Below are 26,492 nucleotides of genomic sequence, written 5' to 3' on the forward strand. Positions count from 1 at the left end.
TTTTTGGGGCGATTTTATTACAATCCGGGCACAGCCCGGTTATCTCCCCTGATTGCCAGGGGAATTTCTTAACCCTGTACCCAAGGCAATCCGGCGGCCTTCCAACCAGATTGCGTCCCGCGGTGGGCATGTGCATCAAGCCCGCCTTCGAAACCTTCAGATACATTGTAGCAATTTGTGTAGCCGGCTTGGGTCATTGCCTGGGCAGCCGCCTGACTGCGCGCGCCGGAGCGGCACAGAAAATAGATTGGCGTCTCCGGGTCAAGTTCTTTTTTGCTCAGGCGGTCAGAAAGGTCCTGAACGAACGCAGGATTAGGGCCGCTGGGCGGAAAGCTTTGCCATTCGGCAAAGATGGTTTCTTTGCCCAACGTACGCAGGTCCGGCACACCAACAAACGTCCACTCCGCTTGTGTGCGCACATCGACGAGGACTGCCTGAGTATTTTCGGTAAGAGCCGTAAATGCAGTTTGAACGTCAACGTTTCCCGCATACCCCAATTCGCTAAACACAATGCCCCCTTTCAAAGGCCGATCGGCCATTGAATTAAAGTTCTTATCAGTAGAATGAGAGTTTAAGTAGGTCCGGAGCGCGCCTAAAAATGATACATACTGAATACATCAATGTATTCATCTGCAACCCGGTTGGGTAAGTGCTCAGCGATGTGGAATTTTGACTTTTTCATTGTTAGGTCCAAGCACTGTTTTTCGTGTCGCGCCGGTCTTTTCTCTGCCAGCAATGAGACAATATACAGCCAGCCCATTCGGTTCAACAGCCGTTCTGACGGATTATCGATTCCAGTGCCAAATGAGCCCAAAATGCCACATTGGGTGTGATCTGTGGGTGATGCTGCAAACGCTTTTTACTGCAATAACTTTTTGCCATTTTCGCATCCTGATTGGATGGATTTGAGCTTTGTTAAAAAAAATTTCGGAACTGATACCTTGACTCGTATCGAATCCGGTTTGAACCGGATTTGGATAGCCTACATATCTCTAAGGCGTTGAAAAATATAAATTTTCTTTGCTATAGAGAAGTTAAGCATTTTTTACAATCTGTCCGGGTGCCGCGGCCGATGTGGGCAATCCACAAAATTGCGCGGCTAAAAAAACCCGGCGCGATGGCCGGGTTCTTTGGATTGTCCGATTTGGGACGAATTTATGCGCTCAGTGCCTTGATCCGGGCATTGAGGCGGGAAACCTTCCGCGACGCCGTATTGGCGTGCATAGTGCCTTTGGAAGCAGCGCGCATGATTTCCGGCTGTGCTGCTTTGAAGGCGTCGTTTGCGGCAGCCTGGTCACCAGAAGCGATTGCTTCTTCAACCTTGCGCAGGTAAGTGCGCACCCGGCTCCGGCGAGCTTTGTTCGTGGCCGTCCGGCGGGCAATCTTGCGGGCCGCCTTCTTGGCCGATGGTGTGTTGGCCATGGGCTCAATCCTGATCGGTATATTGGGACTTTTGTCCGGTGACGATCGGGACTTGAACGCCGAGGCGATGGAACCCGATCAAAAAACAACGGCGGCGGAAAACCGCCACCGATTGGGCGCTGCTTATAATCCTGACTTGGGCCGCCGTCAACGGCTTTGTCGCTGGTGAACCAAGATTATTTGTTGTTGAACTGTGGCGAACGTTTCTCAGTGAAGGCCGACATACCTTCTTTCTGGTCTTCCAGGGCAAACATGGCTTGAAAAACGCGGCGTTCGAAGCGAACCCCTTCGGACAGGGTTGTTTCATAAGACCGGTCGACACTCTCTTTTGCCATCATAACCACCGGCAACGAGAAGTCTGCGATCTTTTCCGCGGCTTTCAAAGCTTCTTCCAGGAGGTCATTGGCTGGCACGATGCGGCTGACAAGACCGCTGCGCTCTGCTTCTTCCGCATCCATCATCCGCCCGGTCAGCACCATATCCATGGCCTTCGACTTGCCAACAAAGCGGGTAAGACGCTGGGTGCCACCTGCGCCCGGGATTACGCCAAGCGTGATTTCCGGCTGGCCGAACTTGGCTGTGTCAGCCGCAATGATGAAATCACACAGCATGGCAAGTTCGCAGCCGCCGCCGAGGGCGTAGCCTGCAACGGCGGCGATGATCGGCTTGCGGTTCTGTGATACCCGATCAAACGGGGTGATCAGGTCTGTCTGATAGGCGGTTGAGAAGGTGTGCGGCTGCATCTCTTTGATGTCAGCGCCGGCTGCAAATGCCTTTTCAGATCCCGTGATCACAACACAGCCGATTTTTTCATCTGCGTCGTAGGTATCCAGCGCGGAGCCGAGTTCCGCGATCAGTTCCGAATTGAGTGCGTTCAGTGCTTTTGGCCGATCAAGGGTGATCAACCCGACCTTGCCGCGTTTTTCAACCCGGATGTTCTTGTATCCCATCGTGTCTGCTCCCCGTGGCAGGATGTCTCGATTGCGTGCGCCATGGGTAGCCGACCGGGCCCGTGTCTGGCAAGGCATGACTGCCGTTTCAGGTGGAGTTCTACCTTTGGCAAATAGGGCAATAGAACGTCGATCTGTTCGACTGAACGACACGGCGCACAGTGCCGGTGCAGTCCGGTGTCCGGCAAGGCGCGCTCTCCTGGTCATAAACGGCAAAGGAGTGCTGGAAATAGCCGAGCGTGCCGTCCGCTTGGGTGTGATCCCGCAAAGAAGACCCTCCAGCCAAGATGGCATCTTCAAGCGTCTGGCGGATGTTTTGGGCAAGCAGGTCTGCTTTCTTCGTCGGCTTGCCTGACTTGGTTACAAGCGTGCTCGCCATTCGTTTGGGGCTGAGCCCGCTGCGCCAGAGCGCCTCACATACATATATATTCCCAAGACCGGCGATCAGCTTCTGGTTCAAGAGCGCGGCCTTCAACGGGGATTTACGGCCTGCAAAAAGACGCGCTAGGACCTCTCCGCTCAGTGCATTCCCGAGTGGCTCCAGCCCAAGTTCCCGAAAATATGGATGCGTGGACAGGTCTGTGCGTGGAACAAGGTCCATGAAGCCAAAGCGGCGCGGGTCGTTATAAATGATCCGTGCGCTGCCGTCGTTCGGAAGGCTTAAATGGAAGACAACATGGTCATGTTTCGGATCCTTGTTCCGCTCGTGCGCAAACGCCCCAGGTGTTGACTGATCAATGTCGTTTTCGATGCGGAATGATCCCGACATGCCCAAATGCATGATCAAGACATCACCGCTATCAGTGTCTGCCAGCAGATACTTGGACCTGCGGGACAGGGCTGTGACAGTTCGACCGGTCAGTCTCTCCACGAAGTCGTCGGGAAATGGAAACCGCAAGTCCGGCCGGTTCTGATCGACCTTGGTCAGGAGTGCTCCTTCGAGTGTCGGCGCCAATCCACGTTTGACCGTTTCCACTTCGGGCAATTCAGGCATTTATTCTCTGGTCTCCAGTAAGGCAGCGCGATATAGGCCTGCGGCATATGGTGTTTTCGTGGCCGGCAAACATAGCGCTCTGAAGGCGCTTGTACTATGGTCCGGCCAAATTTTGGAAATGAATGACGCTTGGAGCCGCGCAGATGACGCAACAGGCTAACAGCCAGACCCGCACACCGGAAGATATGCCGACCAGTTTCGGCTTTACAAAGGTCGGCGAGGGGCAAAAGCAGGCCCTCGTGGACGACGTCTTCCACAAGGTCGCATCCCGCTATGACCTGATGAACGATCTTATGTCCGGCGGTCTGCACCGGGTTTGGAAAGATGCCATGGTGTCCTATCTGGCACCGCCAAAGTTCAGCGCGTCCGGATGGCGTCTTCTGGATGTCGCGGGTGGCACAGGTGACATCTCTACCCGCGTGGTTGAGAAGTCTCACCGGTTTGCGAAGGCCGTTGTCTGCGACATCAACAATTCCATGCTCAATGTTGGCCGTGACCGATCCGAAAAAGCAGGTCTCTCCGATCTGATCACGTTCTCGCAGGGCAACGCTGAAGACCTGCCCTTCTTGGACAAAAGTTTCGATGCCTATACGATCGCTTTCGGTATCCGGAATGTGCCGGACATTCCCAAGGCACTGCGTGAAGCGCATCGGGTCTTGAAGCGTGGTGGCCGCTTCATGTGTCTTGAGTTCTCGGAGGTCGACGTTCCCGGGCTCGATAAGGTCTACGACGCCTTTTCCTTCAATGCGATCCCGGCTATGGGCAAATGGGTGACCGGCGACAGTGAACCGTATCAGTATCTAGTGGAATCGATCCGAAAGTTTCCGAGCCAGGAACGCTTTGCCGAAATGATCCGCGAAGCTGGTTTTGCGCGGGTCACTTATCGAAACTATTCCGGCGGGATCGCCGCATTGCATTCTGGTTGGAAACTCTGATCCATGGCATTTGCAGTGATGCCTTTCTTCCGCCTTGTGCGGGCTGGTTATGTCATGGCACGCGAAGGCGTGTTCGGTCTTGCGCATTTACCCGACCTGCCGGCGGGACCGCGGCTTGCGATCGGTATGGCCCGGCTGCTGGAGCGCCGGGCGGTCAAAGACAAAAGTGCAGAACTGCGTCTTTCGGATGCAATGAACCGTCTCGGCCCATCCTACGTGAAACTTGGTCAGTTCCTGGCAACACGCGAAGATGTTGTTGGCAAAGAGGCAGCAAAGGATCTCGCGGCGCTTCAAGATCAGCTGGCCCCGTTTGATCACGAGGAAGCGCGGGCAGCGGTCGCCGACCAGCTGGACCAGCCGATTGAAGATGTCTTCGTTGAGTTCGGCGAGGCAGTCGCTGCAGCCTCGATCGCGCAAGTCCATCCCGCGATCGTTCGCGATAAAGACGGTACCGAGCGCAAAGTCGCGGTGAAGGTTCTCCGGCCCGGTGTGCAACGCCGGTTCCAGCGTGATCTTGAAAGCTATTATCTGGTCGCCCGGTTGGTTGAGCGCTTTCATGCGCCATCCCGCAGGCTCCGTCCAGTCGCGGTCGTCGACACTCTTGCCCAATCCGTCGCGATGGAAATGGATTTCCGCCTGGAGGCCGCGGGCCTCTCAGAGATGGCGGAGAACACCGTGGAGGATCCAGGGTTCCGCGTGCCTCAGGTTGACTGGATTCGGACCGCCAAGGGTGTCCTAACGATGGAATGGATCGACGGCCGCAAGATGTCGGACGTCGAAGGTCTCACAGAAGATGGGCAGGATCTGGAGGCACTTGGTGCAGCAGTCATCCAAAGTTTCCTGCGCCACACGCTGCGGGACGGCTACTTTCATGCAGATATGCACCAAGGGAACCTTTTCGTTGAGCCGGATGGCACCTTGGTCGCTGTCGATTTCGGAATTACCGGACGGTTAAGCAAGCGCGAGCGGAGATTCTTGGCCGAAATCCTGTTTGGGTTCATCACGCGCAACTACAAACGGGTCGCAGAGGTCCACTTTGAGGCTGGCTATGTGCCAGCCGATCAGGATGTCGATCTGTTTGCGCAGGCGATTCGAGCCATTGGCGAGCCGATCCATGGCCACGATGCCAGTGAAATCTCAATGGCCCGGCTGCTGACGCAATTGTTCGAGGTGACCGAACTGTTCGAAATGCGCACCCAGACTCAACTGATCATGCTTCAGAAGACCATGGTTGTTGTGGAAGGGGTTGCCCGATCGCTTAACCCGCGTCTGGACATGTGGCGGACCGCAGAGCCGGTGGTTGGAACCTGGATCAAGGAGCATCTTGGGCCTGTTGGCAGGGTGCGGGATGCGGGGGATGCGCTGTCTGCACTAGCTCGGATTGCAACGGATATGCCGCTGTTTGCCGACCGGATTGGCCGCATGTCGGAAGAAATAGAAAAGATGACGACCCAAGGGCTAAGGTTTAGCGAGGAAACGGCTGAATCGATTGGGAAGGCCGAGGCCCGGCATACACGCTCCGGCCGCATCGCGCTGTGGGTGATCGCTCTTGCGCTGAGCGCGATTGCTGTTGACGCTCTCATTTAAATCCGGTGCGTGTTCATGAGATGAAACACCCGTATTGTTGACGAGGTAGAAAGATCATTCTACCCATGCAGTGTTGTTTCGTTATCTGCATGGAGATCCGATGCCCGACTTACCGAACCGCATGAGTGGCATGGTGCTTACTGCCCATGGGGGGCTTGAGTGTTTGCAATGGCGGGAGGATCTTGTCGTGCCGGTCCCGGAGCCGGGACAGGTCTTGATCAGGGTCGGGGCGGCGGCCGTTAACAACACGGACATCAACACCCGGATCGGCTGGTATTCAAAGAGTGTCCGAGGCGAAACTGCTGCGACTGCGTCGGAGGGATCTAGCGGAGCTACGAATACAGATGGTGGCTGGTCGGGAGCGCTGAACTTTCCTTTGGTGCAAGGCGCGGATTGCTGTGGGCAGGTTGTTGCCGTTGGTGAAGGCGTGGATACTGGTCGCATCGGAGAGCGTGTCTTAGTTCGGCCAATGCAGGTGCCCAAGAAACCTGAGCATGCGCATCTCCCGCTGGTGACCTTCGGCTCTGAATTCGACGGTGGGTTTGCTGACTATGCCGTAGCGAATTCTGAAGACGCCCTTGCAGTCTCCTCAAAGCTCAGCGATGTGGAATTGGCGTCCTTTCCCTGTGCGTATTCAACAGCGGAGGGTATGATTCAAAAGAGTTCCCTCGGTGCGGAGTGTGTTCTCATTACCGGCGCTTCGGGTGGTGTTGGGTCGGCTGCAATTCAGCTGGCCAAGCGCCGGGGCGCCCATGTCACGGCCGTCACGACCCCGGAAAAGTCCGAAGCCTTGAAAGAGATTGGGGCGGATGCCACCCTTGGCCGCAAGGATGAGCTGCCTGAAGCGGCCTTTGACGTTGTTCTTGACCTCGTTGGAGGGCCGAATTTTCCAAATTTGCTGAACTGTTTGAAAAACGGTGGTCGGTATGCGGTTGCTGGGGCCATCGCCGGTCCGATTGTCGAGTTGGACTTGCGGACGCTCTATCTGAAGGATCTGGCGTTTTTTGGCTGCACCAGACAGGATCCGAAAGTCTTTGAAGACCTGATTGGGTACATCGAGCGCGGTGAAATCCGGCCCATGATCTCAAAAACGTTTCCGCTGAAAGACATGGTCGCGGCTCAAGAAGCGTTTTTGTCCAAGAGATATGCTGGAAAGATCGGACTTCTGGTCAGTTGATATTTGTTTCTTGGGCTCCGGCTTACGTCACCCTGTGATACTGGAACCGGTTTCTCACGGTATGGCGTCCAGTAATGTCCTGCCCGCAGCTTCGATGTGAAGCTTCAAAACACGGGTGGCTTTGTCTCGATCTCGCATATGGCACGCGTCCACGATGTCTTGGTGGTCTTTAAGCCATTGAGCGGTCTGGTCTGGCAGGATGCCATATCCTGAAATATGGATGCGGCAGGTTTGGCGAAGCTGGTCGATCATGCCGATCTGGCGGGCTTTTCCGGAAGGCAAATAAAGTGCCTTGTGAAAGGCCCAGTCTCCATCTGACCAGTTTGCGGTTTCGGCATCGATGGATGAATGACGGAAAGCTGCGGAAATCCGCTCCAGGTCTGTGTCCCGCATCTGATCGATCGCTGTTGCAAGGCAATTGCATTCCAGCAGAACTCTTATGTCATAGATTTCACGAATTTCGTCACGTGTCAGCGAGATCACACGGGCTCTGCGGTTTGGGACAAGATCGATCAGGCCGCGGGCGGCCAGAAGCTGAAGGGCGTCGCGGATCGGAATACGGCTCACCTTGAACCGCTCAGCAATCTCGCCTTGTTTCAACTCCGCGCCAGGCTGGTAGCGGCCCGCTATGATATCTGCCTGCAGGCTGTCAGCGATGTGTTCTGCGGACATCGTTCCCCCGAAAAAGGCCGTCTGATGACTGAGTTAAGGCACTTGACAAAGCTGTGCAATTTCAAAATGTATAAATGTATACATTTAGTGAGGGCGCATGACCAAAACCCATGAATATGTCTCCAAAATCGTTTGGACGGGAAATCGCGGGCAGGGCACACAAACGTACCAAGGGTATGATCGAACCTGGGAAATTCGCACACAGGGGAAACCGCCTGTGCAATGTTCGAATGATCCGGTCCTGGGAGGCGATCCGTCTCTGCATAACCCTGAAGATCTCTTGCTTTCTGCCCTCTCCAGTTGCCACATGCTGTGGTATCTGCATCTGGCCAGCAACGCAGATATCGCCGTTTTAGGTTACGAGGATGTACCGCTTGCCGTGGGTGAAACAGAACGGAGTGGAGCCGGTCGGTTCTTGAGCGCGACGCTAAGGCCGAAAATTACAGTACTGGAGGGCACAGATCTGACGGCCGCGGATGCCATCCACGGTGAGATCCACAAAGTGTGCTTCATTGCGCGCTCTGTGAATTTCCCGGTGCGATTTGAGGCAAGTTACAAAACAATTTGAAACCTAAGGCGCGGTCACCCGTCGGAGTGTCAGATTGATCCGCCCGCCGTTTTTCAAGAGCTTGGACGTGCCGCCGAGAATTCGGTCAATGCCGTGATAGGCGAGGCGTGCATCTCCGCCGAGCACCACCACATCACCGGAACCCAGCCGGAACGATTTCGTTGGCTCCTTCCGGTTGGTCCCCCCCACGCGAAATGTTGCAGTGTCCCCAAGCGAGACCGAGACAACAGGCGCTTCGAACATCGTTTCGTCCCTGTCTTGATGCAGGCCCATCCGGGCGCTGGGTTCATAGAAGTTGATGAGACAGGCTTCCGGTTCGGGAGCGTAGGGAGCCACCGCTTCCCAGAGTTCAAGGAGACGCGCCGGAATGGCAGGCCACATTTGTCCGGTCGATGGATGATTTGGCTGATAGCGGTAGCCGTTGATGTCGGACACCCAGCCAAGCGGACCGCAATTGCTCATTTTGACGGAAAACGGTTTTCCCGTTTTCGGCATGACGGGCAGAAAGAGCGGCGCTGTGGCAACGACCTCCCGAACGTCGGCGAGGAGAGCTTCCTGTGCCGTTTTGCCAAAATATTCCGGTAGATATTTGAGGCCGGTCAGGCCGTTGATGGCGATGGTCTGCATAGAGGTAGATATAGATCAAAACCTCAGTCACCGCATCCGCCGCACCCAGAAGCACCGCCACCACCGCCATCAGACCCGCACCCGCCAGAGCCGCAACGGGATCCTTTGGTCGATTTTTTCAGCAGTGCAATCAGGACCAGCGCCACGGCAACGATCCCGAAGAAAAACCAGAGCGTATGCTGTGTAGCCCAGTGCCACACCATGTTGCGGAGCTGTTCCAACAAGGTGTCGCCCGCCGGTGTGCCGTGTGCGAGGGCCAAACTGGTGCCTGCGAAAAGCGCAAACAGCACCGCAGCGCTCCCCTGAAGAGATGCAGGAACACGTCGCAAACGGTGGCCAGCGGTTTTGACTGTCGAAAGCCAGTCCGGTTTGCGGAGAACCCAGAAATCTTGTGTGTTGATCCGCAGGAAATGCGGTGCCTTGCCAAACCGGACATGTGCAGGTGGCCAGATGTCGGGCGGTGGCTCCCCAAATTCCTGGCGATAGAGTGTGAGGGTCTCCTCATAGGCCCTACGAAATGTCTGAGCCTGCTCCACACCGCCTTTGGTCGGCATGTGATGCAGCGCTGCCCCCACGGCTTCTTTGAAGGGTCCCCAATAATGACGCGTGTAGGTCAGATGAAGGTGCCAAGCCTGATCGACTTCATCGCTGGGCGTGACCATCCCGGCCTTCATCTGGCTGAGATAGGCAAACCGCTGATACTCAACAACAACACGCGCTGCGAAACTATTGGTCCATCCATTGTCCCGGGCCAGACGTTGGGAAAACGGGAACGCTGCCTCCACATCATCCGGGTGGCATTCGGATATGCGGTGCCAGAGGTCGGGATTGCGCATAGTGCTGTCTCCGAAGCCAGGAAATTGGTCTGGAGCAGCTTATGCGAGGCCGCTAAACAAATTCCGAAGTGAAACCGTTGAAAACAACACTACCTGCTTAGCTGCGGTGTCGCCGGTAACCTTCTGGGAAGAAATATCGCCGACATATCCCAAAGCCTGCAAAAGCCTGTGAAAAGGTCTCTTGCAGGCAAAGTTTCATCCACCTATATAGCGGTCAAGCGTCGCGCCAAATCCTGGGCAGTTGCCCCGGCGCGGCATCCGGGAAGATCCCGGAAACCCAAAGAGGAGCCGGTTTGACGCCTTTAAGGGTCTCACCGGTTTGCTAGAAAGAGAGGCAAAAATGGCAAAGGTCATTGGTATCGACCTCGGCACGACGAACTCGTGCGTCGCTGTCATGGACGGCAAAGATTCCAAAGTTATTGAAAACGCAGAAGGCGCCCGCACCACCCCATCCATGGTGGCGTTCTCGGACGACGGTGAGCGTCTTGTTGGTCAGCCTGCGAAACGCCAGGCGGTCACAAACCCGACAAACACCCTTTTCGCAGTCAAGCGCCTGATCGGCCGCCGGTTCGATGATCCGACCGTGGCTAAAGACCAGAAGCTGGTTCCCTTCGACATCGTCAAGGCCGACAACGGTGATGCGTGGGTAGAAGCCAACGGCGATAAGTACTCCCCGTCCCAGGTCTCTGCATTTATCCTGCAGAAAATGAAGGAAACCGCTGAGAGCTATCTCGGCGAAAAGGTCGAGCAGGCGGTCATCACCGTTCCGGCCTACTTCAACGACGCTCAGCGTCAGGCAACCAAGGATGCGGGCAAGATTGCCGGTCTTGAAGTCCTGCGGATCATCAACGAGCCGACAGCGGCCGCACTGGCCTACGGTCTCGACAAGAACGACGGCAAGACCATCGCGGTTTACGACCTTGGCGGCGGTACGTTCGACGTGTCCATCCTGGAAATTGGCGACGGTGTCTTCGAAGTGAAGTCCACCAACGGCGACACCTTCCTCGGTGGTGAAGACTTCGACATGGTTCTCGTCGATTATCTGGCTGCCGAGTTCAAAAAAGAGCAAGGCATTGATCTGAAGAACGACAAGCTGGCTCTGCAGCGTCTGAAAGAAGCTGCCGAAAAAGCGAAGATCGAACTGTCTTCCTCGTCTCAGACCGAAATCAACCTGCCGTTTATCACTGCAGATGCGTCCGGTCCGAAGCACCTGACCTTGAAGCTGACCCGCGCGAAGTTTGAAGCCCTGGTTGAAGACCTCGTCAAGCGCACCGTCAAGCCGATGGAAGCCGCGTTGAAAGACGCAGGCCTGGCCGCTGGTGAAATCGACGAAGTTGTTCTGGTCGGCGGCATGACCCGTATGCCGAAGGTGCAGGAAACTGTTCACAAATTCTTCGGCAAAGAGCCGCACAAGGGTGTGAACCCGGACGAAGTGGTCGCCATGGGTGCTGCCATCCAGGCCGGCGTTCTGCAGGGCGACGTTAAAGACGTTCTTCTGCTCGACGTTACTCCGCTGTCTCTTGGTATTGAAACGCTCGGCGGTGTCTTCACACGTCTGATCGATCGCAATACGACGATCCCGACGAAGAAGAGCCAGGTGTTCTCAACCGCTGAAGACAATCAGACGGCTGTGACCATCCGCGTCTTCCAGGGCGAGCGTGAAATGGCCGCGGACAACAAGGTCCTTGGTCAGTTCGACCTGGTCGGATTGCCGCCGGCGCCGCGTGGCGTTCCGCAGATCGAAGTGACGTTCGACATTGATGCGAACGGTATCGTCAATGTGTCCGCGAAAGATAAGGGCACGGGCAAAGAGCAACAGATCCGCATTCAGGCATCTGGTGGTCTGTCCGACGCCGACATCGATCAGATGGTCAAGGACGCGGAAGCGCATGCGGACGAAGACAAGAAGCGCAAGGAACTTGTCGAAGCCAAGAACCAGGGCGAGTCGCTCGTTCATTCGACTGAGAAGTCTTTGGCCGACTATGGCGACAAGGTTTCCGAAGACGACAAGTCCGCGATCGAAAGAGCTCTTGGCGATCTGAAGACCGCGCTTGAAGGCGAAGACCTTGAAGACATCAAGGCCAAGACACAGGCTCTGGCCGAGGCGTCCATGAAGCTTGGCGAAGCCATGTATCAGCAGGCCCAGGCCGATGCCGAGGCGAATGCTGAAGGCGGTGATGCTGATGCTGAAAAGGCCGATGACGATGTCGTTGATGCGGATTTTGAAGAAGTCAAAGACGACGACGACAAGAAGTCTGCATAACTTAAAACCTTTGCAGCCAGCCGTTCATCGGCTGGCTGCTTGATTTCCGGCGCCGGTTGCGCAGTTGCCTGACTTCAGGCACATGCGCCCTGCGCCTTTGCCGTGATGGCGCTGAGTGATAGTGGCAGCCACCGGCAGGACAAGACCGAGAGATCTTGATGTCGAAACGTGATTTCTATGAAGTTCTGGGAGTTGCACGTGATGCGGACGATAAGGCGCTCAAAAGCGCTTACCGCAAGATGGCGATGCAGTTCCACCCAGACCGCAATCCAGGGGATGCGGAAGCTGAAGCGAAATTCAAGGAAGTCAATGAAGCCTACGACACGCTGAAAGACGGCCAGAAACGCGCAGCTTACGACCGGTTCGGCCATGCGGCCTTTGAAAACGGCGGGTTTGGCGGTGGTGGCGGTGCCGGCGCCCATGATTTCTCTTCGACAATGTCGGACATCTTCGAAGAATTCTTCGGAATGGGCGGTGGTGGCCGGAGATCCGGTGGCCGCGAGCGCGGCGCAGACCTGCGCTACAACCTCGATGTGACACTCGAAGATGCGTTTACCGGCAAGACCGTAGAGATCGAAGTCCCGACAAGCATCACCTGTGACATCTGTTCTGGCTCTGGCGCGAAACCGGGCACAAGTCCGACGACCTGCCGGACCTGCGGCGGCGCGGGCCGTGTGCGGGCTGCGCAGGGCTTCTTCACGTTGGAGCGCACATGTCCCAGCTGTCAGGGCAAAGGACAGGTGATTTCTGATCCGTGTACTGGGTGTGGCGGCTCGGGTCGCAAAACTCAGGAACGGACCCTTTCCGTCAATATTCCGGCCGGGATCGAAGACGGCACAAGGATCCGCCTTGCCGGTGAAGGCGAAGCCGGTGTGCGCGGTGGCCCCTCCGGCGACCTTTATATTTTCTTGTCCATCCGTCCGCATGACCTGTTCCAGCGCGACGGGGCAGACCTTTATTGCCGCGTTCCGATTTCCATGTCCACGGCAACTCTCGGCGGTCAATTCGATGTGCCAACGGTCGACGGTTCAACGAGCCGTGTGAAAGTGCCAGAAGGAACACAGACCGGAAAACAGTTCCGCCTTCGAGGCAAGGGCATGCCGGTCATGCGGTCCAGCCAGCACGGTGATATGTACATTCAGGTCACCGTTGAAACACCGACCAATTTGACCAAACGCCAGCGGGAACTTCTCGCGGAGTTTGAAAAGGAATCCTCGGGCGAAAACCACCCGGCGTCGGCTGGCTTTTTCTCCAAGGTCAAGGATTTCATCGACAATTTAAGCACATAACCGCCGCGCTCCCCTTCTGGTAACGCTGACCGAACACGCCTATATGTAAATTTCATGACTGGTGTGAGGGTGGATTTTGAAGCGGATCGGGATCAAGCGGGAAGCCATTCGGGACAAACTTGAAAAAGCGGATGCGGTCCGCATGAAAGTTATGGATGAGGTCAAGTTCATCCGCTCCTGGGCACAAAACCCGCTTCGCACGGGGGCTGTCGCGCCCTCCGGACCCGAACTTGCTTCGAAAATGGTCTCTTTCTTGATCCCGCGGCCGCACTCAAAAGTCGTTGAGCTCGGCCCGGGAACAGGTGTGGTGACAAAAGCACTCTTTGATGCTGGGTTTTCGAACTGCGATTTGAACCTCATTGAATACAGCACGGACTTTTGTGAACATCTTGGCGGACGGTATCCAGGTTTGCCCGTCCTGCAAGGTGACGCCTATGCTTTGAGGCAAACCCTTTCCAAACCGGGTGGGTTTTTGCATGGAGCGGCAGAAGCCAATCATGTTCTCGACGGTATCGTGTCGTCTTTGCCGCTGCTCAACAAGCCGGACGCTCACCGCCGAGCGTTCGTTGAAGAAGCTCTTCAGCTTTTAAAGCCCGGTGCGCCGCTGGTTCAGTTTTCCTACGGTCTGGCAGCCCCTGTGAAGCCACTCACACGGAGTGTTTCGGTCTACAGTTCGGAATGGATTTGGAAGAACTTGCCTCCGGCCCGCGTTTGGGTTTACCGGAAGGCGAACTGACCATAGCTTAAAGCTTCCCTAGCAGGTTGAATGTCTTTGGAGAGGGCTTGATGCGAAACCCAAAAATACTCGTTTTGTCCGGTTCCGCACGCGCTGGATCCTACAACAGCCAGCTTGCGGCTCTTGCTGCCAAGAAGCTGGCGATTCTGGACGCGAAAGTGACGCGCATCTCGCTGAAAGACTATCCATTGCCCATCTATGACGGGGATCTTGAAGAGGCGGATGGTGTTCCGGAGAACGCGGAAAAACTAAAGAAGCTGTTTGCCGAACATGACGGCGTTTTTATCGCTTGCCCGGAGTATAACGCGGGAATCACGCCGCTTTTGAAGAATGCGCTCGACTGGATCAGCCGGGTCAAAGGGCCAGGGGATGCGTATCGCGGCAAGATTTTCGCTGTGGGCGCGGCATCACCTGGCGGCTTCGGAGGCATGCGTGGCCTGATCGGCATGCGAACGATCCTCGAGGTTGGGCTGGGCGCAATGGTCTTGCCGCAGATGGTTTCCGTCGCAAAGGCAAGCGCGGCCTTCAATGACCGCGGGGACCTCGCGGATGAGCGGGCATCCGCCAATCTCGACAAGATGGTCGATGCACTTTTGCGCGCGACCCGAATAGAGCTATCTCACTGAAAGGGGCGAGTGAAAGCAGTCTCCTCCCTCTGGTCGCTTTTCAAACTGTGGCGGGATGCTTACATACAGCGCCGCACCAAAGACGTTATGAGGATTAGATGAGCGAATCGCGTGAGCCTGCCGTTTGGCACGGCACCACCATCATGATGGTCCGCAAGGGCGGCAAAGTGGTTATCGCGGGCGATGGTCAGGTATCGCTGGGACAAACTGTTATCAAGCACACGGCCCGCAAGGTCCGCCCGCTTGCGAAAGGTGAGGTGATTGCCGGATTTGCAGGGGCAACAGCCGATGCCTTCACCTTGTTTGAGCGTTTGGAATCCAAGCTTGAACAGTATCCGGGCCAGTTGATGCGGGCCTGTGTCGAACTGGCCAAGGATTGGCGGACAGACCGGTATCTGCGCAAGCTGGAAGCCATGATGCTGGTTGCAGACAAGAACACATCCCTTGTGCTGACCGGGACAGGCGACGTCCTGGAGCCGGAAGGCGGGATCATGGGAATCGGTTCTGGTGGCAACTATGCGCTTGCAGCTGGACGTGCCTTGGCTGACACAGATTTCGACGCGGAGACGATCGCTCGCAAGGCGATGGCCGTGGCCGCTGAAATCTGCGTCTACACCAACGAAAGCATCACGGTGGAAGTCCTCGAAACCGCCGAATAAGCAGGTCTTTCAGGCTCCCTGAACGATCCAGATCAATGCATGGCACAAGCAATCAGGTCACATCGAAAGACTGATTGCAGTGCTTTCGCCGTGCTTTGCTGACCGGCTGGCGGGAGCTTGAAAAATTCGGATTGATAGACTTCTTTGCATGCCGGATGGAGGGATCCTTGAGCCAGGCGAGCCACAAATTGATTAAGAAAGAAAGCCCGCTGGATTCAGCGCGGTTGGCGGCCGCCGTCTCCGAGGGCATTTTGACCGAAGACCAGGCTGAGCGGCTCACCGATTTCTGGACCCGCCGCGGCGTTACCAGTCCATTGGCTGAAACATTGCCGCACGCGGACATCGAAGAAGTGCGGTTCGTGCGCGGCTTCCATGACATTTTTATCAGTCTTGGGATCGGGATACTGATGGTCGGGCTGGTGTATGGTTTGCAGAATCTGTTGCCGGCTTGGGCAATCTCAGCAGTTGGCGCTGTGTCCATTTGGGGACTGGCGGAATTTTTCTCCCGCCGCATGCGGTTGGCTCTGCCGTCTTTTCTGCTCAGCCTTGCATTCACCCCCTTTTTCTTCATGGCGTGTTTCGGGCTGGTCGTTGATCAGGACCTGACCGGTTTGAGCCTCGGTGGCTGGCGGCAAAACTATGAAACTTGGCTGGTAATCCCCACCTCGTTGGTCGCCCTTACCGGCGCGGTGCTGTTTTACCTCCGCTTTAAGGTTCCAGTTGGGATTGCAGGGATCACCGGTGGATGCCTGTTCATCGTGGCTGTGCTTATCGAGATGGCGGCTCCCGGGCTGATCGACCGGTATCACGTTGGTTTCTTCCTGGCTCTTGGGCTCGTTACCTTTGCCCTGGCGATGAGCTTTGATATCAAGGATCCAGCCCGCGTCACGCTGAATTCCGACAAGGCCTTTTGGCTTCATCTGATGGCCGCACCATTTATCGTGCATTCGATTCTTGCCATGGTCTCCAGCTACTCAGGCCAGGGTTCGGTCGGTTACTCGATTGCTGTCATTGCGCTCTTCATGATCCTGGCAATCGTGGCGCTGGTTGTTGACCGGCGGGCCCTTCTGGTCTCCGCAATGAGCTATCTTGGGTTTGCAATCGGGTATTTGATCCTTGAAGCCAATGTTTCGGAAGAGGCCGCCTTTGCCGTAACCCTGTTGTTGCTGGGTGGTTTTATTCTGCTTATCGGCTCCGGCTGGAGCCTGTTGCGGCGCGTGCTTTTGGCGCCCTTTTCAGGTCAGCCCTTGCTGCGCTACCTTCCTGCGACCACATAACCGGCAATGACCATCTACTTTTGTGCGAGTGAAACCCCTGAATGACTGATTTTTCTCCGCGTGAAATTGTATCTGAACTCGATCGCTACATCGTTGGCCAGAAGGACGCCAAACGGGCGGTGGCCATTGCCTTACGCAACCGCTGGCGCCGCCAGCAGCTTGAGGGTCAGATGCGCGAAGAGGTTCTGCCAAAGAACATTCTCATGATCGGCCCGACCGGTGTCGGCAAAACAGAAATCTCCCGGCGTTTGGCGAAACTGGCACGGGCTCCCTTTACCAAGGTTGAGGCCACCAAGTTCACCGAAGTTGGCTACGTGGGCCGGGACGTTGAGCAGATCGTCCGTGATCTTGTGGAAGCAGGTATCTCCCTTGTGCGCGAGGAAAAACGGGAATCCGTGAAAGCCAAGGCCCATGTGTTGGCGGAGGAGCGAGTTCTGGATGCGCTGGTTGGTTCTAATGCCAGCCCGGCCACCCGGGAGAGCTTTCGCACCAAGCTTCGCGACGGCGAAATGGACGACAAGGAAATTGAGGTGGAAGTGCCGGCACAGGCACAAATGCCAAGCTTTGACTTGCCAGGCATGCCGGGTGCGAGCGTCGGTGTAATGAACGTCTCGGATCTGCTCGGCAAGGCGTTTGGCGGCCAAACGAAAACGAAGCGGACAAGTGTGCGCGATTCCCATCAGCTCTTGGTGAATGCGGAATCCGACAAGCTTCTGGATGAAGACAAGATCGTCGAGGAAGCAATCTCGCTTGTAGAAAATTCGGGCATCGTTTTTCTCGATGAGATCGACAAGATCTGCGCCCGGGAAGGCCGCGCTGGCGGTGATGTTTCACGAGAGGGCGTTCAACGCGATCTCCTACCGTTGATCGAGGGCACGGTCGTGTCGACCAAACATGGCCCTGTTCGCACCGACCATATTCTCTTCATTGCATCCGGCGCGTTCCATGTTGCCAAGCCCTCGGATCTTTTGCCGGAATTGCAGGGCCGCCTACCGATTCGGGTTGAGCTGCGGGCACTGACCAAGGAAGATTTCCGGGCGATCCTGACAGAGCCTGAGGCCAGCCTGATCAAACAGTATGTCGCCCTGATGGAAACTGAGGGCTTGAAACTGTCGTTCACAGAGGATTCCATTGAGGAAATCGCGTCGGTGGCCGTGGATCTGAACGGGTCTGTCGAAAACATTGGTGCGCGGCGTTTGCAGACCGTCATGGAACGGATTCTGGATGAAATCTCTTTCACGGCACCGGATCGGTCTGGGGAAGAAGTCGAAATCACGGCAGAGTTCGTTCGCGAGAACATTGGCGATCTGGCGAAGAACGTCGATCTGTCGAAGTTTATTCTGTAATTTGAACCGGTACCGCAGGCTGCGAATTCGCCGCTTGCGGCTTGCCGGGACCGATGGCAGCATGCGGTCATGGTAGCAATTCGAAAAAGTAACGAAGAGGGTCACCGCCGGAAGTTTCTGGTGGTGGTCGACGACACACCGGAATGTGATCGCGCAATTGTCTATGCCGCCAAGCGGGCAGCGCGCACAAGCGGTGTGGTCACATTGCTGTTCATCATCGCACGCGGGGATTTCCAGCATTGGCTGGGTGTTGAGGACATTATGCGTGCCGAAGCACACCAGGAGGCAGAAGCCACCCTGGCAAAAGCAGCGCAACGGGTTCGCTCAGTCGCACGCACGGAACCGGAAACGGTTATCCGGGAGGGCACAATGAGCGAAGAAATCCTCGAGTTGATTGAAGCTGATGCCGATATCGCTATCCTCGTCTTGGCAGCAAGCACCAATGCGGATGGACCGGGGCCGTTGGTTTCCTCGATCGCCGGCAAGTCCGCGGGCACCTTTCCGATCCCTGTGACCATCGTTCCGGGAAATCTGGATGATGATTCCATCGCGGCTCTAGCCTGACCTGCTGCGAGGAAAGATATCCGAGGCGCTTGATCCCCAGCGGCGCAAACCTATCTAGTTTTTAACGGTTCCAAACTGACGCAGGATCGGCTAGAAGATCCTATCGGTGTTTTGCGATGATGGAGAGGCCGCAAACACGTTTGCCAAATTGGGCGCACAGGTGACACAGCGCGGACAGCGCAAGGACGGAAAACATGTTCATTCAAACCGAAGCCACACCGAACCCGGCAACCCTCAAGTTCCTTCCAGGACGGGTTGTTCTACCGGAAGGAACGTATGATTTCCGGTCCAAGGCCGATGCTGGCGCATCGCCGCTTGCAGAGAAGCTTTTTGATGTGCCGGGCGTTGCCGCCGTTTTCTTTGGCCATGATTTTGTGACCGTAACCAAGGATGACACGGACTGGCAGCACATGAAGCCGGCAATTCTCGGTGTCATCATGGAACAGTTCATGTCCGGTCAGCCGGTCATGAATGCCGGTGAAAGTGAAGACATCGAAGAAGGCGAGTTCTTTGAGGAAGGCGATCAGGAAACGGTCGCGACCATCAAAGAGTTGCTCGAAACCCGTGTGCGTCCTGCTGTCGCACAGGACGGCGGCGACATCACATTTAAGGGCTTCAAGGAAGGGATCGTCTACCTTTCAATGCGCGGTGCCTGCGCTGGATGCCCATCTTCGACCGCAACGCTTCAGCACGGCATCCAGAATCTTCTGCGCCACTTTGTGCCGGAAGTTGAGGAAGTGCGTCCAATCTAAAGCGAATTGCCGCTTTGCTTTATTGGCCCGGCCTGCTTGCCGGGCCTTTTTATTCCCGCTGGTATTTCTCTGTGGGTTTCAAGCCCCCCATTGGGCCTAGATCCAAAGCCCGGCTCGACTCTGCGAAGCGGCCGGGGTAGTGGCAAGTTATCATGCGTGTTCTGGCAATCGATACAGCACTGGCCAATTGCGCTGCCGCCGTTCTTGACGATGGCACCTCCTCAGCATGTTTCGAAACCTGTGGCGAAGAGATCGGCCGCGGCCATGCGGAGAAGCTCATGGACATGATCGGAACCGTGATGGCTGAGAGCTCGACAGCCTTTTCCGATCTCGACCGGGTTGCTGTAACCGTCGGACCGGGAAGTTTCACCGGTCTTCGTGTCGGGTTGGCCGTTGCCCGTGGCTTCGGTCTGGTTCTGGAAAAGCCGGTTGTCGGTGTTACCACATTGGCAGCGATCGCACGGTCCTGCGCATCCGGCGACAATGGCCCCCCGATCCTCGTCGCTCTCACCGGAAAAGGCGACGAAGTTTATTGTCAGCTTTTTTCTCACGATGGCGAACCACTTGACTTTGCCGGTGTCCAAACCCTGTCAGATCTTGCAAGGACACTGCCTGAGGACATAAGATTTGCCGGTTCGGCGGCAGACCGTGTTGCCGATGCAGTGGGAGCGGAAGACACGCGCGTGATTTCCAGGTGCGGGTATCCGGGAATACGGGCCGTTGCCGAGCTTGGTCTCATAACGGATCCGCGAGGGGCGTCTCCCTCCCCATTGTATTTGCGGCCGCCGGATGCGACGCCGCAGACGAAGGGAAGGATTGAACGGCAATGAGTTTTTGGTGGTTCTGGAGCCAGCCGCCGGTTGTTGAAGAGGCGCTGGACGAAGATCTGCTGAAGGTCGCCGAAATCCACGCAGCTTCATTCAAACATGCCTGGGACGTGGAAGAGCTTGCCCGTATGAAAGCGCAATCCGGAACGTCCATTCTGGTCGCGCGGCGGGCCAGCCCTTACGGAACGCAGGGGCCACTTGGTTTTTTAATCCTCAGAACAGTCGCGGATGAAGCGGAAGTGATCACGATCGCTGTACATCCGCGCCAACGTGGTCGCGGCATTGGAAAAAAGCTGATGGAGGCCGGCTTGTTCCGCCTCTATGGAGAACGCTGCAAGAGCTTGTTTCTGGAAGTGGATTCGGCAAATGAAGCCGCGATTTTGCTGTACCGCTCCCTTGGATTCCGGGAAGTTGGCCAACGAAAAGGGTACTACAGCGACAGTGGAGGAGATGGGACAGCGCTTGTCATGCGCGTCGATCTTGGTTAGAGCGCTTTGAGACCCAACCGGAACCGGAAGGCAATTGGAGTTTATGACGGACGAGCGGACACTATCGCTGGCGGAACTTTGCGTCCAAAAAGGCATGCGCATGACCGAACAGCGCCGTGTGATTGCCTCAGTGATCGAGCAGGCCTCAGAAGAGCATCCGGACGTCGAGGAACTCTATCGCCGATCCGTTGCGATTGACCCGAAAATCTCGATCTCAACGGTCTACCGCACCGTTAAACTGTTTGAAGATGCCGGAATGGTTGAGCGCCATGATTTTCGCGATGGCCGTTCCCGTTATGAGACTGTGCCCGATGAGCATCACGATCATCTCATTGATCTGCGCAGCGGACAGGTGATTGAGTTCCGGAACGAGGAAATTGAGGCCTTGCAGGAGTTCATTGCCAAAAAGCTGGGCTACAAGCTGGTGGATCACCGATTGGAACTTTATGGCGTTCCGATAGATTCGAAAAAGGGCGGGGGCACGGATGGCTGAAATCAAGGCGGTTTTGACGATCCTGGTTTTAACGGTCGTCTCGCTGATCTTGATTCCACTGCAATGGGTTGCAGTGAAGCTAAATCTCTCAATCCAGAAACACCTTCCTCATCTCTGGCATAAAATTGCAACCGGCCTCGTAGGTATTCGCATTCACCAGGAAGGGCAGCCGGCGGCTGAGCGTCCTTTGTTGATTGCCGCCAACCATGCGTCCTGGGTAGACATCACCGTTATCGGTTCTTTGATGCCGCTGTCCTTTATCGCTAAGTCGGAAGTCTCCGGCTGGCCGGTCTTTGGTCTCTTTGCCAAGCTTCAGCGGACGGTTTTCGTCAACCGCACCCGGCGATCGCAAACGGCAGAAGTTGCTGACACGATTGCAGGCCGAATGGCAGAGGGTGATGCCATGGTGCTCTTTGCGGAAGGTACATCCAACGATGGGAATTGCGTTTTGCCGTTCCGTTCGGCTCTTTTGGGAGCTGCAACGCGCGCCGCGGGGAATGATCAAGACACCACGGTTTGGGTCCAGCCGTTGTCGATTGCCTATCAGGGCTTGTTCGGAATGCCGATGGGGCGTGTGCACCGTCCGCACGTCGCCTGGTACGGGGATATGGAGCTTGCGGGCCATCTTTGGGGCATCTTTAAGCATGGTGCTCTCGATGTTGCCGTCCAATGGGGAGAGCCTGTTCGGGTCGATCCCGCAACGGACCGGAAAGCTCTGACCCTGCAGTTGGAGCGGGAGGTGCGCGCCCTGACCATGGCTGCCTTGCGCCAAAAACCGGTCGAACGGTTCGAATCCGACGAATTCGATGCTCCTGAGTTCTTCTCAAACGAAGAAAAAACCGCTAAAGCTGGCGCCTAAATAGAGGTGCGGCCTGCCTTAGACGTGATTAAACGCGGGCAGAAACAGGTGTGGGCTAGAGCCTCGCCCAAAAGCACGACTACCACGAGATATGCCGTCCGTCCCAAAGGGACCATGAGGAGCGAATGACGAGCCGCCCGGAAGTAGAACTGGACACCTCCGCAGCCGCGGAAACAAAGACCGTATCAGGTGACAATACGCGCAAGGTTTTTGTGCGCACCTACGGTTGCCAGATGAATGTCTATGACAGTGAGCGCATGACCGATGTGCTGGCACCACAGGGCTATTCCACGACAGAAGACATGGAAGAGGCCGATCTGGTCATTCTGAACACCTGCCACATCCGGGAAAAGGCCGCTGAAAAGGTCTATTCAGAGCTTGGGCGCATCCGGAAGGTCAAGGAAGAACGGGCGAAAGCCGGCAAGGACATGATGGTCGGTGTGGCCGGCTGTGTGGCGCAGGCGGAAGGCGAGGAAATCTCTCGCCGGGCGCCGATTGTCGACATGGTCGTTGGTCCGCAGAGCTACCATCAGCTGCCATCGCTTTTGGACAAAGCGCGCCAAGGCCAGAAAGTTGTCGAAACAGAGTTCGACATCGACGCGAAGTTTGACCATTTATCTGCGCGGGCTGAAAAGCCGATCATGAGACGCCCGCCGGCCGCATTCCTGACAGTTCAAGAAGGCTGCGACAAGTTCTGTACCTTCTGCGTCGTTCCTTATACCCGCGGTGCCGAAGTCTCTCGGTCCGTGGAACAGATTGTTACTGAAGCTCAGCGCATGGCAGCCTCTGGTGTGCGGGAGGTGACTCTGCTTGGCCAGAACGTCAATGCCTATCACGGCGAAGCTGCGGATGGGTCAACCTGGGGGTTGGGTAAGCTTTTGCGCCGCTTGTCGGAAATCGATGGGCTGGTTCGGCTCCGCTACACGACCAGCCACCCGCGTGACATGGACGATGATCTGATTGAAGCCCACCGCGAGCTGAGGAGCCTGATGCCGTATCTGCATCTGCCGGTTCAGTCCGGGTCTGACAAGATTTTGAAGGCCATGAACCGCAAGCACACGCGCGATGAGTATTTCCGACTGATCGACCGGATTCGGGAAGCTGCGCCCGACATTGCCCTTTCCGGCGACTTCATTGTCGGTTTCCCAGGCGAAACGGATCAGGACTTTGAAGACACGATGGATCTGATCCGCCGTGTCGAATATGGCTCCGCTTTCTCGTTCAAATACAGCCAGCGCCCCGGCACACCGGGAGCAACCATGGAAGATCAGGTGCCGGAAGACGTCAAATCTGCGCGCCTGCAGGAACTCCAAACGCTTCTGAGCGAGCAACAAAAGGCCTTCAATGCGTCCCGCAAAGGGATGACCTGCGATGTACTTTTGGAAAAGAAGGGCCGGAACCCGGGACAGCTTGTTGGCAAGTCTCCATGGTTGCAGCCGGTCCAGCTGGATGCGCCAGAGTCCATGATCGGCAGTGTACAAGCGGTGGAAATCGTTGAGATCGGAAGCAATTCGCTGTTCGGACGGCTGATTGCGGGGCAAGATGCTGCTGATGGATCCGGTGCCATACCGGCCCCGGCCGCCTAAGGAGACGTCATTTGACGCGCGACAGCCAATCTTCTTCCCGCAGGCTTTCTGATGAAGCCGCTTCGGCTTCCGACATGACCCACATCGTTCTCGCTTTTGAAGATAACCGTTTGATCGGCGATCTGTTTGGCCAGTTCGATCAGAACCTAGCCTTAATAGAGCAACGCCTCGGCGTGGACGCGATTGCACGCGGCAATCAGGTGACGCTGAAGGGGTCGCAAGCCGGCTGTGCCCAAGCCCGGACGGCATTGGAAGCCCTTTATCAGCGCTTGTTGCAAGGGCAGGAAATTCATCCAGGCGATGTCGATGGGGCCTTGCGCATGGCAGCGGCCAACGAAGCCCAGCTTCCGTTGCCGACCCTTGAGCCGAAATCTCGGTTGGCGTTTGCACAAATCGCGACGCGCCGGAAAACCATTGTTGCGCGTACGCCAACACAGGATGCCTATATCCGGTCTATGGATCGGGCGGATCTGATTTTCGGCACAGGTCCGGCTGGAACGGGTAAGACGTTCCTCGCGGTTGCCTACGCGGCAGCGCTGTTGGAACGCGGCGATGTGGCGCGTTTGATCCTGTCTCGGCCTGCAGTTGAGGCCGGTGAGCGTCTGGGCTTCTTGCCGGGAGAAATGAAAGACAAGGTCGACCCGTATCTCCGGCCGATTTATGACGCGCTCTATGAAATGATGCCGGCTGAAAAAGTTGATCGCGGACTGCAATCCGGAATGATCGAGGTCGCGCCACTCGCGTTCATGCGCGGACGTACTTTGTCAAACGCCGTTGTTTTGCTCGACGAAGCGCAGAACACGACGTCGATGCAAATGAAAATGTTCCTGACTCGGCTTGGCGAAGGTTCAAAGATGATCGTGACTGGCGATCCAAGTCAGATCGATTTGCCCTCGGGCCAGAAATCCGGTTTGCGCGAAGCTCTGGGTCTGTTGACGGATATTTCTGCGGTTGCACATATCCGGTTCAACGAAACCGATGTTGTTCGCCATGAGTTGGTCGGCCGGATTGTCACGGCTTACGATAATGCTTCGCGCGAAGAAGCACAGGCACGTGAACGCCGGTTTGCGGCCCGCCAAGGCGAAAGCGAAGATCAGGATCGCCGGCCGCGCAACAGCGCAGCGGCTTCCTGAAGGGGCTTGTGTGACCGAAGTTAAACATGCGCCTGAAGAGGTTTTGATTGATATCGCGGTTGAGGCCGGTGATTGGCCGGATGAGGCCGCGTTGATCAAACTGGCGCAAACCGCGATTGCTGCTGGAATAAAAGGCGCGGATCTGGAAGTTCTGGAAGAAACCGAGCTGTCACTGCTCTTCACAAATGATGAGGGGATCCGCAAACTGAATCATCAGTGGCGGGACAAGGACAAACCGACCAATGTGTTGTCCTTTCCCGGCAGCAACCCTCAGGATGATGTGTACGGACCTCTGCTCGGCGACATAGTTTTTGGCTATGAGACAGTGGCCAAAGAAGCAGAAGAACTGGGAATTGAATTTAACAATCACCTTACCCATCTCACTGTTCATGGATTGCTTCATCTTTTCGATTATGATCATCAAGAGAAAGACGAAGCTGAACTGATGGAAAGCTTGGAAACGGCCATATTGGCCGTTTTGGGTATTGATGATCCTTATGCTGGCCGGCCACTTGAAGCCGATGGCGATTAAAGGGACAGTAGGGGTATGACCCGTTGCTTCAGGGCCCTGAAACGATAGATGATGAACGCAGTTGAACCAAACAGTTCCGGTGGCGAGGCGGATTCCGCCCAGCACGGAACGGTGCAGGACGGGGAAGACCCGCAACAGACCAGGCCGCAGAAACCTGCGGCATTCTTCTCCTCGCTCAAACGGCTTCTCCGCTTGGGGCGCGACACATCCAACTTGCGTGAAAATCTGGAAGATGAACTCGCCCGCGAAGGGGCGGGGGATACGGCATTTTCGCCTGAGGAGCGTATGCTCCTTGGGAACATCCTCCGTTTGCGCGAAAAGCGTGTTGATGATGTCATGATCCCAAGGGCCGACATTGAAGCGGTCGACCTAGGCACAAGCCTTAGCCGGGTTATGGAGCTGTTCCGAAACAGCGGGCACTCCCGCATGCCGGTTTACGAGGAGACGCTCGACGATCCGCGCGGCATGGTTCACATCAAGGACTTGATGGCCTTCATAGCCGAACAAGGGGCAGATTCGAGTATAAACGGGTCAGATACGCTCGGTCAGTCCGGGGACACCGAACGCTTGACCATCGTGGCGGCAGCACCTGGTCATAATTCCTCAGATCTCGATTTGTCGTCGGTCGATTTGTCGATTTCGCTCCGGGATGCAAACCTCATTCGGAACCTGCTTTTTGTTCCACCTTCCATGCCGGCAACGGATTTGATGGCGAAAATGCAGGCTGGCCGGATCCAGATGGCGCTTGTGATCGACGAATATGGCGGCACAGACGGTCTAGTCTCACTGGAGGATCTCGTCGAAGAAGTTGTCGGCGACATCGAGGATGAGCACGACGAAGACGAAGAAGCGATGCTTGCAGATGCCGGTGACGGCATTTGGATCGCGGATCCAAGGTTGCCGCTTGAAGATCTCGATGAGGCCCTTGGAACACAGTTGAGCGACGGTGAGATATCCGAAGATGTCGATACGCTCGGCGGATTGCTCTACGTCACGGTTGGCCGCGTGCCGGTGCGCGGCGAGCTTGTGCTCGTGGATGACGTGCCGGGCTATGAGTTTGAGGTCATGGATGCAGATCCGAGACGGATCAAACGCTTGAAGATTCGCCGTCGGCGCGCTGAAGTTCGGTCGCCGGAAGTCAGGCGCCGTTTGAAACGTCCTGAAACTGATCCGTCCGAGACCGATCAAGAGACGCCAGAAAACAAAGAACAGCGACCAATCGCATCCTAACACTTGGTCGCTCGGGACCCTGATGGACTAAGCTTGGCGTTTGACGGTCGAGCGCTGAGCCGTA

The 26,492-nt window shown here is 56.2% G+C and carries 28 protein-coding genes; 21 read left to right on the plus strand and 7 right to left on the minus strand.

Annotated elements, in window-relative coordinates; translation table 11 throughout:
• Nucleotides 1-68 precede the first annotated feature (68 nt).
• The 4 genes from ACVDG4_RS17240 to mutM form a co-directional block, all read right to left on the minus strand.
• Nucleotides 69-539, minus strand: a complete 471-nt coding sequence (locus tag ACVDG4_RS17240) for a rhodanese-like domain-containing protein (RefSeq protein WP_306147992.1) — start codon at nucleotides 537-539, stop codon at nucleotides 69-71.
• Nucleotides 540-1,155: 616 nt separating this feature from the next.
• On the minus strand, nucleotides 1,156-1,422 hold the full coding sequence (gene rpsT, locus ACVDG4_RS17245) for a 30S ribosomal protein S20 (protein WP_040451298.1): 267 nt from the start codon (nucleotides 1,420-1,422) through the stop codon (nucleotides 1,156-1,158).
• Between the two features lie 176 nt (nucleotides 1,423-1,598).
• Nucleotides 1,599-2,372: an enoyl-CoA hydratase gene (locus tag ACVDG4_RS17250; RefSeq protein ID WP_008193734.1), complete on the minus strand. Its 774-nt coding sequence runs from the start codon at nucleotides 2,370-2,372 to the stop codon at nucleotides 1,599-1,601.
• A gap of 100 nt (nucleotides 2,373-2,472) precedes the next feature.
• Complete coding sequence (mutM, locus tag ACVDG4_RS17255) at nucleotides 2,473-3,366, minus strand: bifunctional DNA-formamidopyrimidine glycosylase/DNA-(apurinic or apyrimidinic site) lyase (protein WP_447236024.1); 894 nt, start codon at nucleotides 3,364-3,366, stop codon at nucleotides 2,473-2,475.
• Between the two features lie 143 nt (nucleotides 3,367-3,509).
• On the opposite strand from mutM, the gene ubiE reads away from it, so the two are divergent.
• The 3 genes from ubiE (at nucleotide 3,510) to ACVDG4_RS17270 (ending at nucleotide 7,065) form a co-directional block, all read left to right on the plus strand.
• A complete protein-coding gene (gene ubiE / locus ACVDG4_RS17260) occupies nucleotides 3,510-4,301 on the plus strand; it encodes a bifunctional demethylmenaquinone methyltransferase/2-methoxy-6-polyprenyl-1,4-benzoquinol methylase UbiE (RefSeq protein WP_447236025.1) in 792 nt (263 codons plus the stop codon).
• A gap of 3 nt (nucleotides 4,302-4,304) precedes the next feature.
• On the plus strand, nucleotides 4,305-5,888 hold the full coding sequence (gene ubiB, locus ACVDG4_RS17265) for a 2-polyprenylphenol 6-hydroxylase (protein ID WP_447236026.1): 1,584 nt from the start codon (nucleotides 4,305-4,307) through the stop codon (nucleotides 5,886-5,888).
• Nucleotides 5,889-5,988: 100 nt separating this feature from the next.
• On the plus strand, nucleotides 5,989-7,065 hold the full coding sequence (locus ACVDG4_RS17270) for an alcohol dehydrogenase family protein (RefSeq protein ID WP_447236027.1): 1,077 nt from the start codon (nucleotides 5,989-5,991) through the stop codon (nucleotides 7,063-7,065).
• Between the two features lie 54 nt (nucleotides 7,066-7,119).
• On the opposite strand, the gene ACVDG4_RS17275 is transcribed toward ACVDG4_RS17270, so the two are convergent.
• The gene (locus ACVDG4_RS17275; RefSeq protein ID WP_447236028.1) at nucleotides 7,120-7,737 is read right to left on the minus strand and encodes a GntR family transcriptional regulator; all 618 of its coding nucleotides are present in this window, start codon (nucleotides 7,735-7,737) and stop codon (nucleotides 7,120-7,122) included.
• A 97-nt stretch (nucleotides 7,738-7,834) separates the two neighbouring features.
• Here ACVDG4_RS17275 and ACVDG4_RS17280 point away from each other — a divergent pair, with 97 nt between their 5' ends.
• Nucleotides 7,835-8,305 (plus strand): OsmC family protein, encoded by a 471-nt coding sequence (locus ACVDG4_RS17280; RefSeq protein WP_447236029.1) that lies wholly within the window; start codon nucleotides 7,835-7,837, stop codon nucleotides 8,303-8,305.
• A gap of 3 nt (nucleotides 8,306-8,308) precedes the next feature.
• Here the strand turns inward: ACVDG4_RS17280 and ACVDG4_RS17285 are convergent, their stop codons facing one another.
• Both ACVDG4_RS17285 and ACVDG4_RS17290 read right to left on the minus strand, forming a co-directional pair.
• Nucleotides 8,309-8,932 (minus strand): alpha-ketoglutarate-dependent dioxygenase AlkB family protein, encoded by a 624-nt coding sequence (locus ACVDG4_RS17285; RefSeq protein WP_447236030.1) that lies wholly within the window; start codon nucleotides 8,930-8,932, stop codon nucleotides 8,309-8,311.
• A gap of 23 nt (nucleotides 8,933-8,955) precedes the next feature.
• Nucleotides 8,956-9,768: a glycine-rich domain-containing protein gene (locus tag ACVDG4_RS17290; RefSeq protein ID WP_447236031.1), complete on the minus strand. Its 813-nt coding sequence runs from the start codon at nucleotides 9,766-9,768 to the stop codon at nucleotides 8,956-8,958.
• Nucleotides 9,769-10,108: 340 nt separating this feature from the next.
• Here ACVDG4_RS17290 and dnaK point away from each other — a divergent pair, with 340 nt between their 5' ends.
• From dnaK to ACVDG4_RS17375, 17 genes are all read left to right on the plus strand, one after another.
• Nucleotides 10,109-12,031: a molecular chaperone DnaK gene (gene dnaK / locus ACVDG4_RS17295; RefSeq protein ID WP_447236032.1), complete on the plus strand. Its 1,923-nt coding sequence runs from the start codon at nucleotides 10,109-10,111 to the stop codon at nucleotides 12,029-12,031.
• A 158-nt stretch (nucleotides 12,032-12,189) separates the two neighbouring features.
• On the plus strand, nucleotides 12,190-13,320 hold the full coding sequence (gene dnaJ / locus ACVDG4_RS17300; protein WP_133949320.1) for a molecular chaperone DnaJ: 1,131 nt from the start codon (nucleotides 12,190-12,192) through the stop codon (nucleotides 13,318-13,320).
• Nucleotides 13,321-13,396: 76 nt separating this feature from the next.
• Nucleotides 13,397-14,056: a class I SAM-dependent methyltransferase gene (locus ACVDG4_RS17305; protein ID WP_447236033.1), complete on the plus strand. Its 660-nt coding sequence runs from the start codon at nucleotides 13,397-13,399 to the stop codon at nucleotides 14,054-14,056.
• A 50-nt stretch (nucleotides 14,057-14,106) separates the two neighbouring features.
• Entirely contained in the window at nucleotides 14,107-14,682 is a 576-nt protein-coding gene (locus ACVDG4_RS17310) for an NADPH-dependent FMN reductase (protein ID WP_447236034.1), read from the plus strand.
• A gap of 98 nt (nucleotides 14,683-14,780) precedes the next feature.
• Nucleotides 14,781-15,341: an ATP-dependent protease subunit HslV gene (gene hslV / locus ACVDG4_RS17315; protein ID WP_055672334.1), complete on the plus strand. Its 561-nt coding sequence runs from the start codon at nucleotides 14,781-14,783 to the stop codon at nucleotides 15,339-15,341.
• Between the two features lie 167 nt (nucleotides 15,342-15,508).
• The gene (locus ACVDG4_RS17320) at nucleotides 15,509-16,618 is read left to right on the plus strand and encodes a hypothetical protein (protein WP_447236035.1); all 1,110 of its coding nucleotides are present in this window, start codon (nucleotides 15,509-15,511) and stop codon (nucleotides 16,616-16,618) included.
• A 41-nt stretch (nucleotides 16,619-16,659) separates the two neighbouring features.
• Nucleotides 16,660-17,964, plus strand: coding sequence for an ATP-dependent protease ATPase subunit HslU (gene hslU / locus ACVDG4_RS17325; protein ID WP_209178832.1), 1,305 nt, complete (start codon nucleotides 16,660-16,662; stop codon nucleotides 17,962-17,964).
• Between the two features lie 69 nt (nucleotides 17,965-18,033).
• On the plus strand, nucleotides 18,034-18,528 hold the full coding sequence (locus ACVDG4_RS17330; protein ID WP_040451306.1) for a universal stress protein: 495 nt from the start codon (nucleotides 18,034-18,036) through the stop codon (nucleotides 18,526-18,528).
• Nucleotides 18,529-18,722: 194 nt separating this feature from the next.
• A complete protein-coding gene (locus ACVDG4_RS17335; protein WP_008194306.1) occupies nucleotides 18,723-19,280 on the plus strand; it encodes a NifU family protein in 558 nt (185 codons plus the stop codon).
• A 152-nt stretch (nucleotides 19,281-19,432) separates the two neighbouring features.
• A complete protein-coding gene (tsaB, locus tag ACVDG4_RS17340; RefSeq protein ID WP_133949310.1) occupies nucleotides 19,433-20,110 on the plus strand; it encodes a tRNA (adenosine(37)-N6)-threonylcarbamoyltransferase complex dimerization subunit type 1 TsaB in 678 nt (225 codons plus the stop codon).
• The gene (gene rimI, locus ACVDG4_RS17345; RefSeq protein ID WP_209178834.1) at nucleotides 20,107-20,595 is read left to right on the plus strand and encodes a ribosomal protein S18-alanine N-acetyltransferase; all 489 of its coding nucleotides are present in this window, start codon (nucleotides 20,107-20,109) and stop codon (nucleotides 20,593-20,595) included. Before tsaB ends, rimI begins: the two co-directional genes overlap by 4 nt.
• A 43-nt stretch (nucleotides 20,596-20,638) precedes the next feature.
• The gene (locus ACVDG4_RS17350) at nucleotides 20,639-21,088 is read left to right on the plus strand and encodes a Fur family transcriptional regulator (RefSeq protein ID WP_447236327.1); all 450 of its coding nucleotides are present in this window, start codon (nucleotides 20,639-20,641) and stop codon (nucleotides 21,086-21,088) included.
• Entirely contained in the window at nucleotides 21,081-21,947 is an 867-nt protein-coding gene (olsA, locus tag ACVDG4_RS17355) for a lyso-ornithine lipid O-acyltransferase (RefSeq protein ID WP_447236036.1), read from the plus strand. The genes ACVDG4_RS17350 and olsA overlap by 8 nt, the downstream gene beginning before the upstream one ends.
• A gap of 125 nt (nucleotides 21,948-22,072) precedes the next feature.
• Nucleotides 22,073-23,533, plus strand: coding sequence for a tRNA (N6-isopentenyl adenosine(37)-C2)-methylthiotransferase MiaB (miaB, locus tag ACVDG4_RS17360; RefSeq protein WP_447236037.1), 1,461 nt, complete (start codon nucleotides 22,073-22,075; stop codon nucleotides 23,531-23,533).
• 74 nt (nucleotides 23,534-23,607) lie between these two features.
• Nucleotides 23,608-24,666 (plus strand): PhoH family protein, encoded by a 1,059-nt coding sequence (locus ACVDG4_RS17365; protein ID WP_447236328.1) that lies wholly within the window; start codon nucleotides 23,608-23,610, stop codon nucleotides 24,664-24,666.
• Nucleotides 24,667-24,676: 10 nt separating this feature from the next.
• Nucleotides 24,677-25,198 carry an rRNA maturation RNase YbeY gene (gene ybeY, locus ACVDG4_RS17370; RefSeq protein WP_447236038.1) on the plus strand — a complete coding sequence of 174 codons (522 nt, stop codon included), beginning with the start codon at nucleotides 24,677-24,679 and terminating at the stop codon, nucleotides 25,196-25,198.
• A 48-nt stretch (nucleotides 25,199-25,246) separates the two neighbouring features.
• Nucleotides 25,247-26,428: a hemolysin family protein gene (locus tag ACVDG4_RS17375; protein WP_447236039.1), complete on the plus strand. Its 1,182-nt coding sequence runs from the start codon at nucleotides 25,247-25,249 to the stop codon at nucleotides 26,426-26,428.
• The last annotated feature ends 64 nt before the right edge of the window (nucleotides 26,429-26,492 follow it).

Source organism: Roseibium sp. MB-4 (assembly GCF_053005265.1).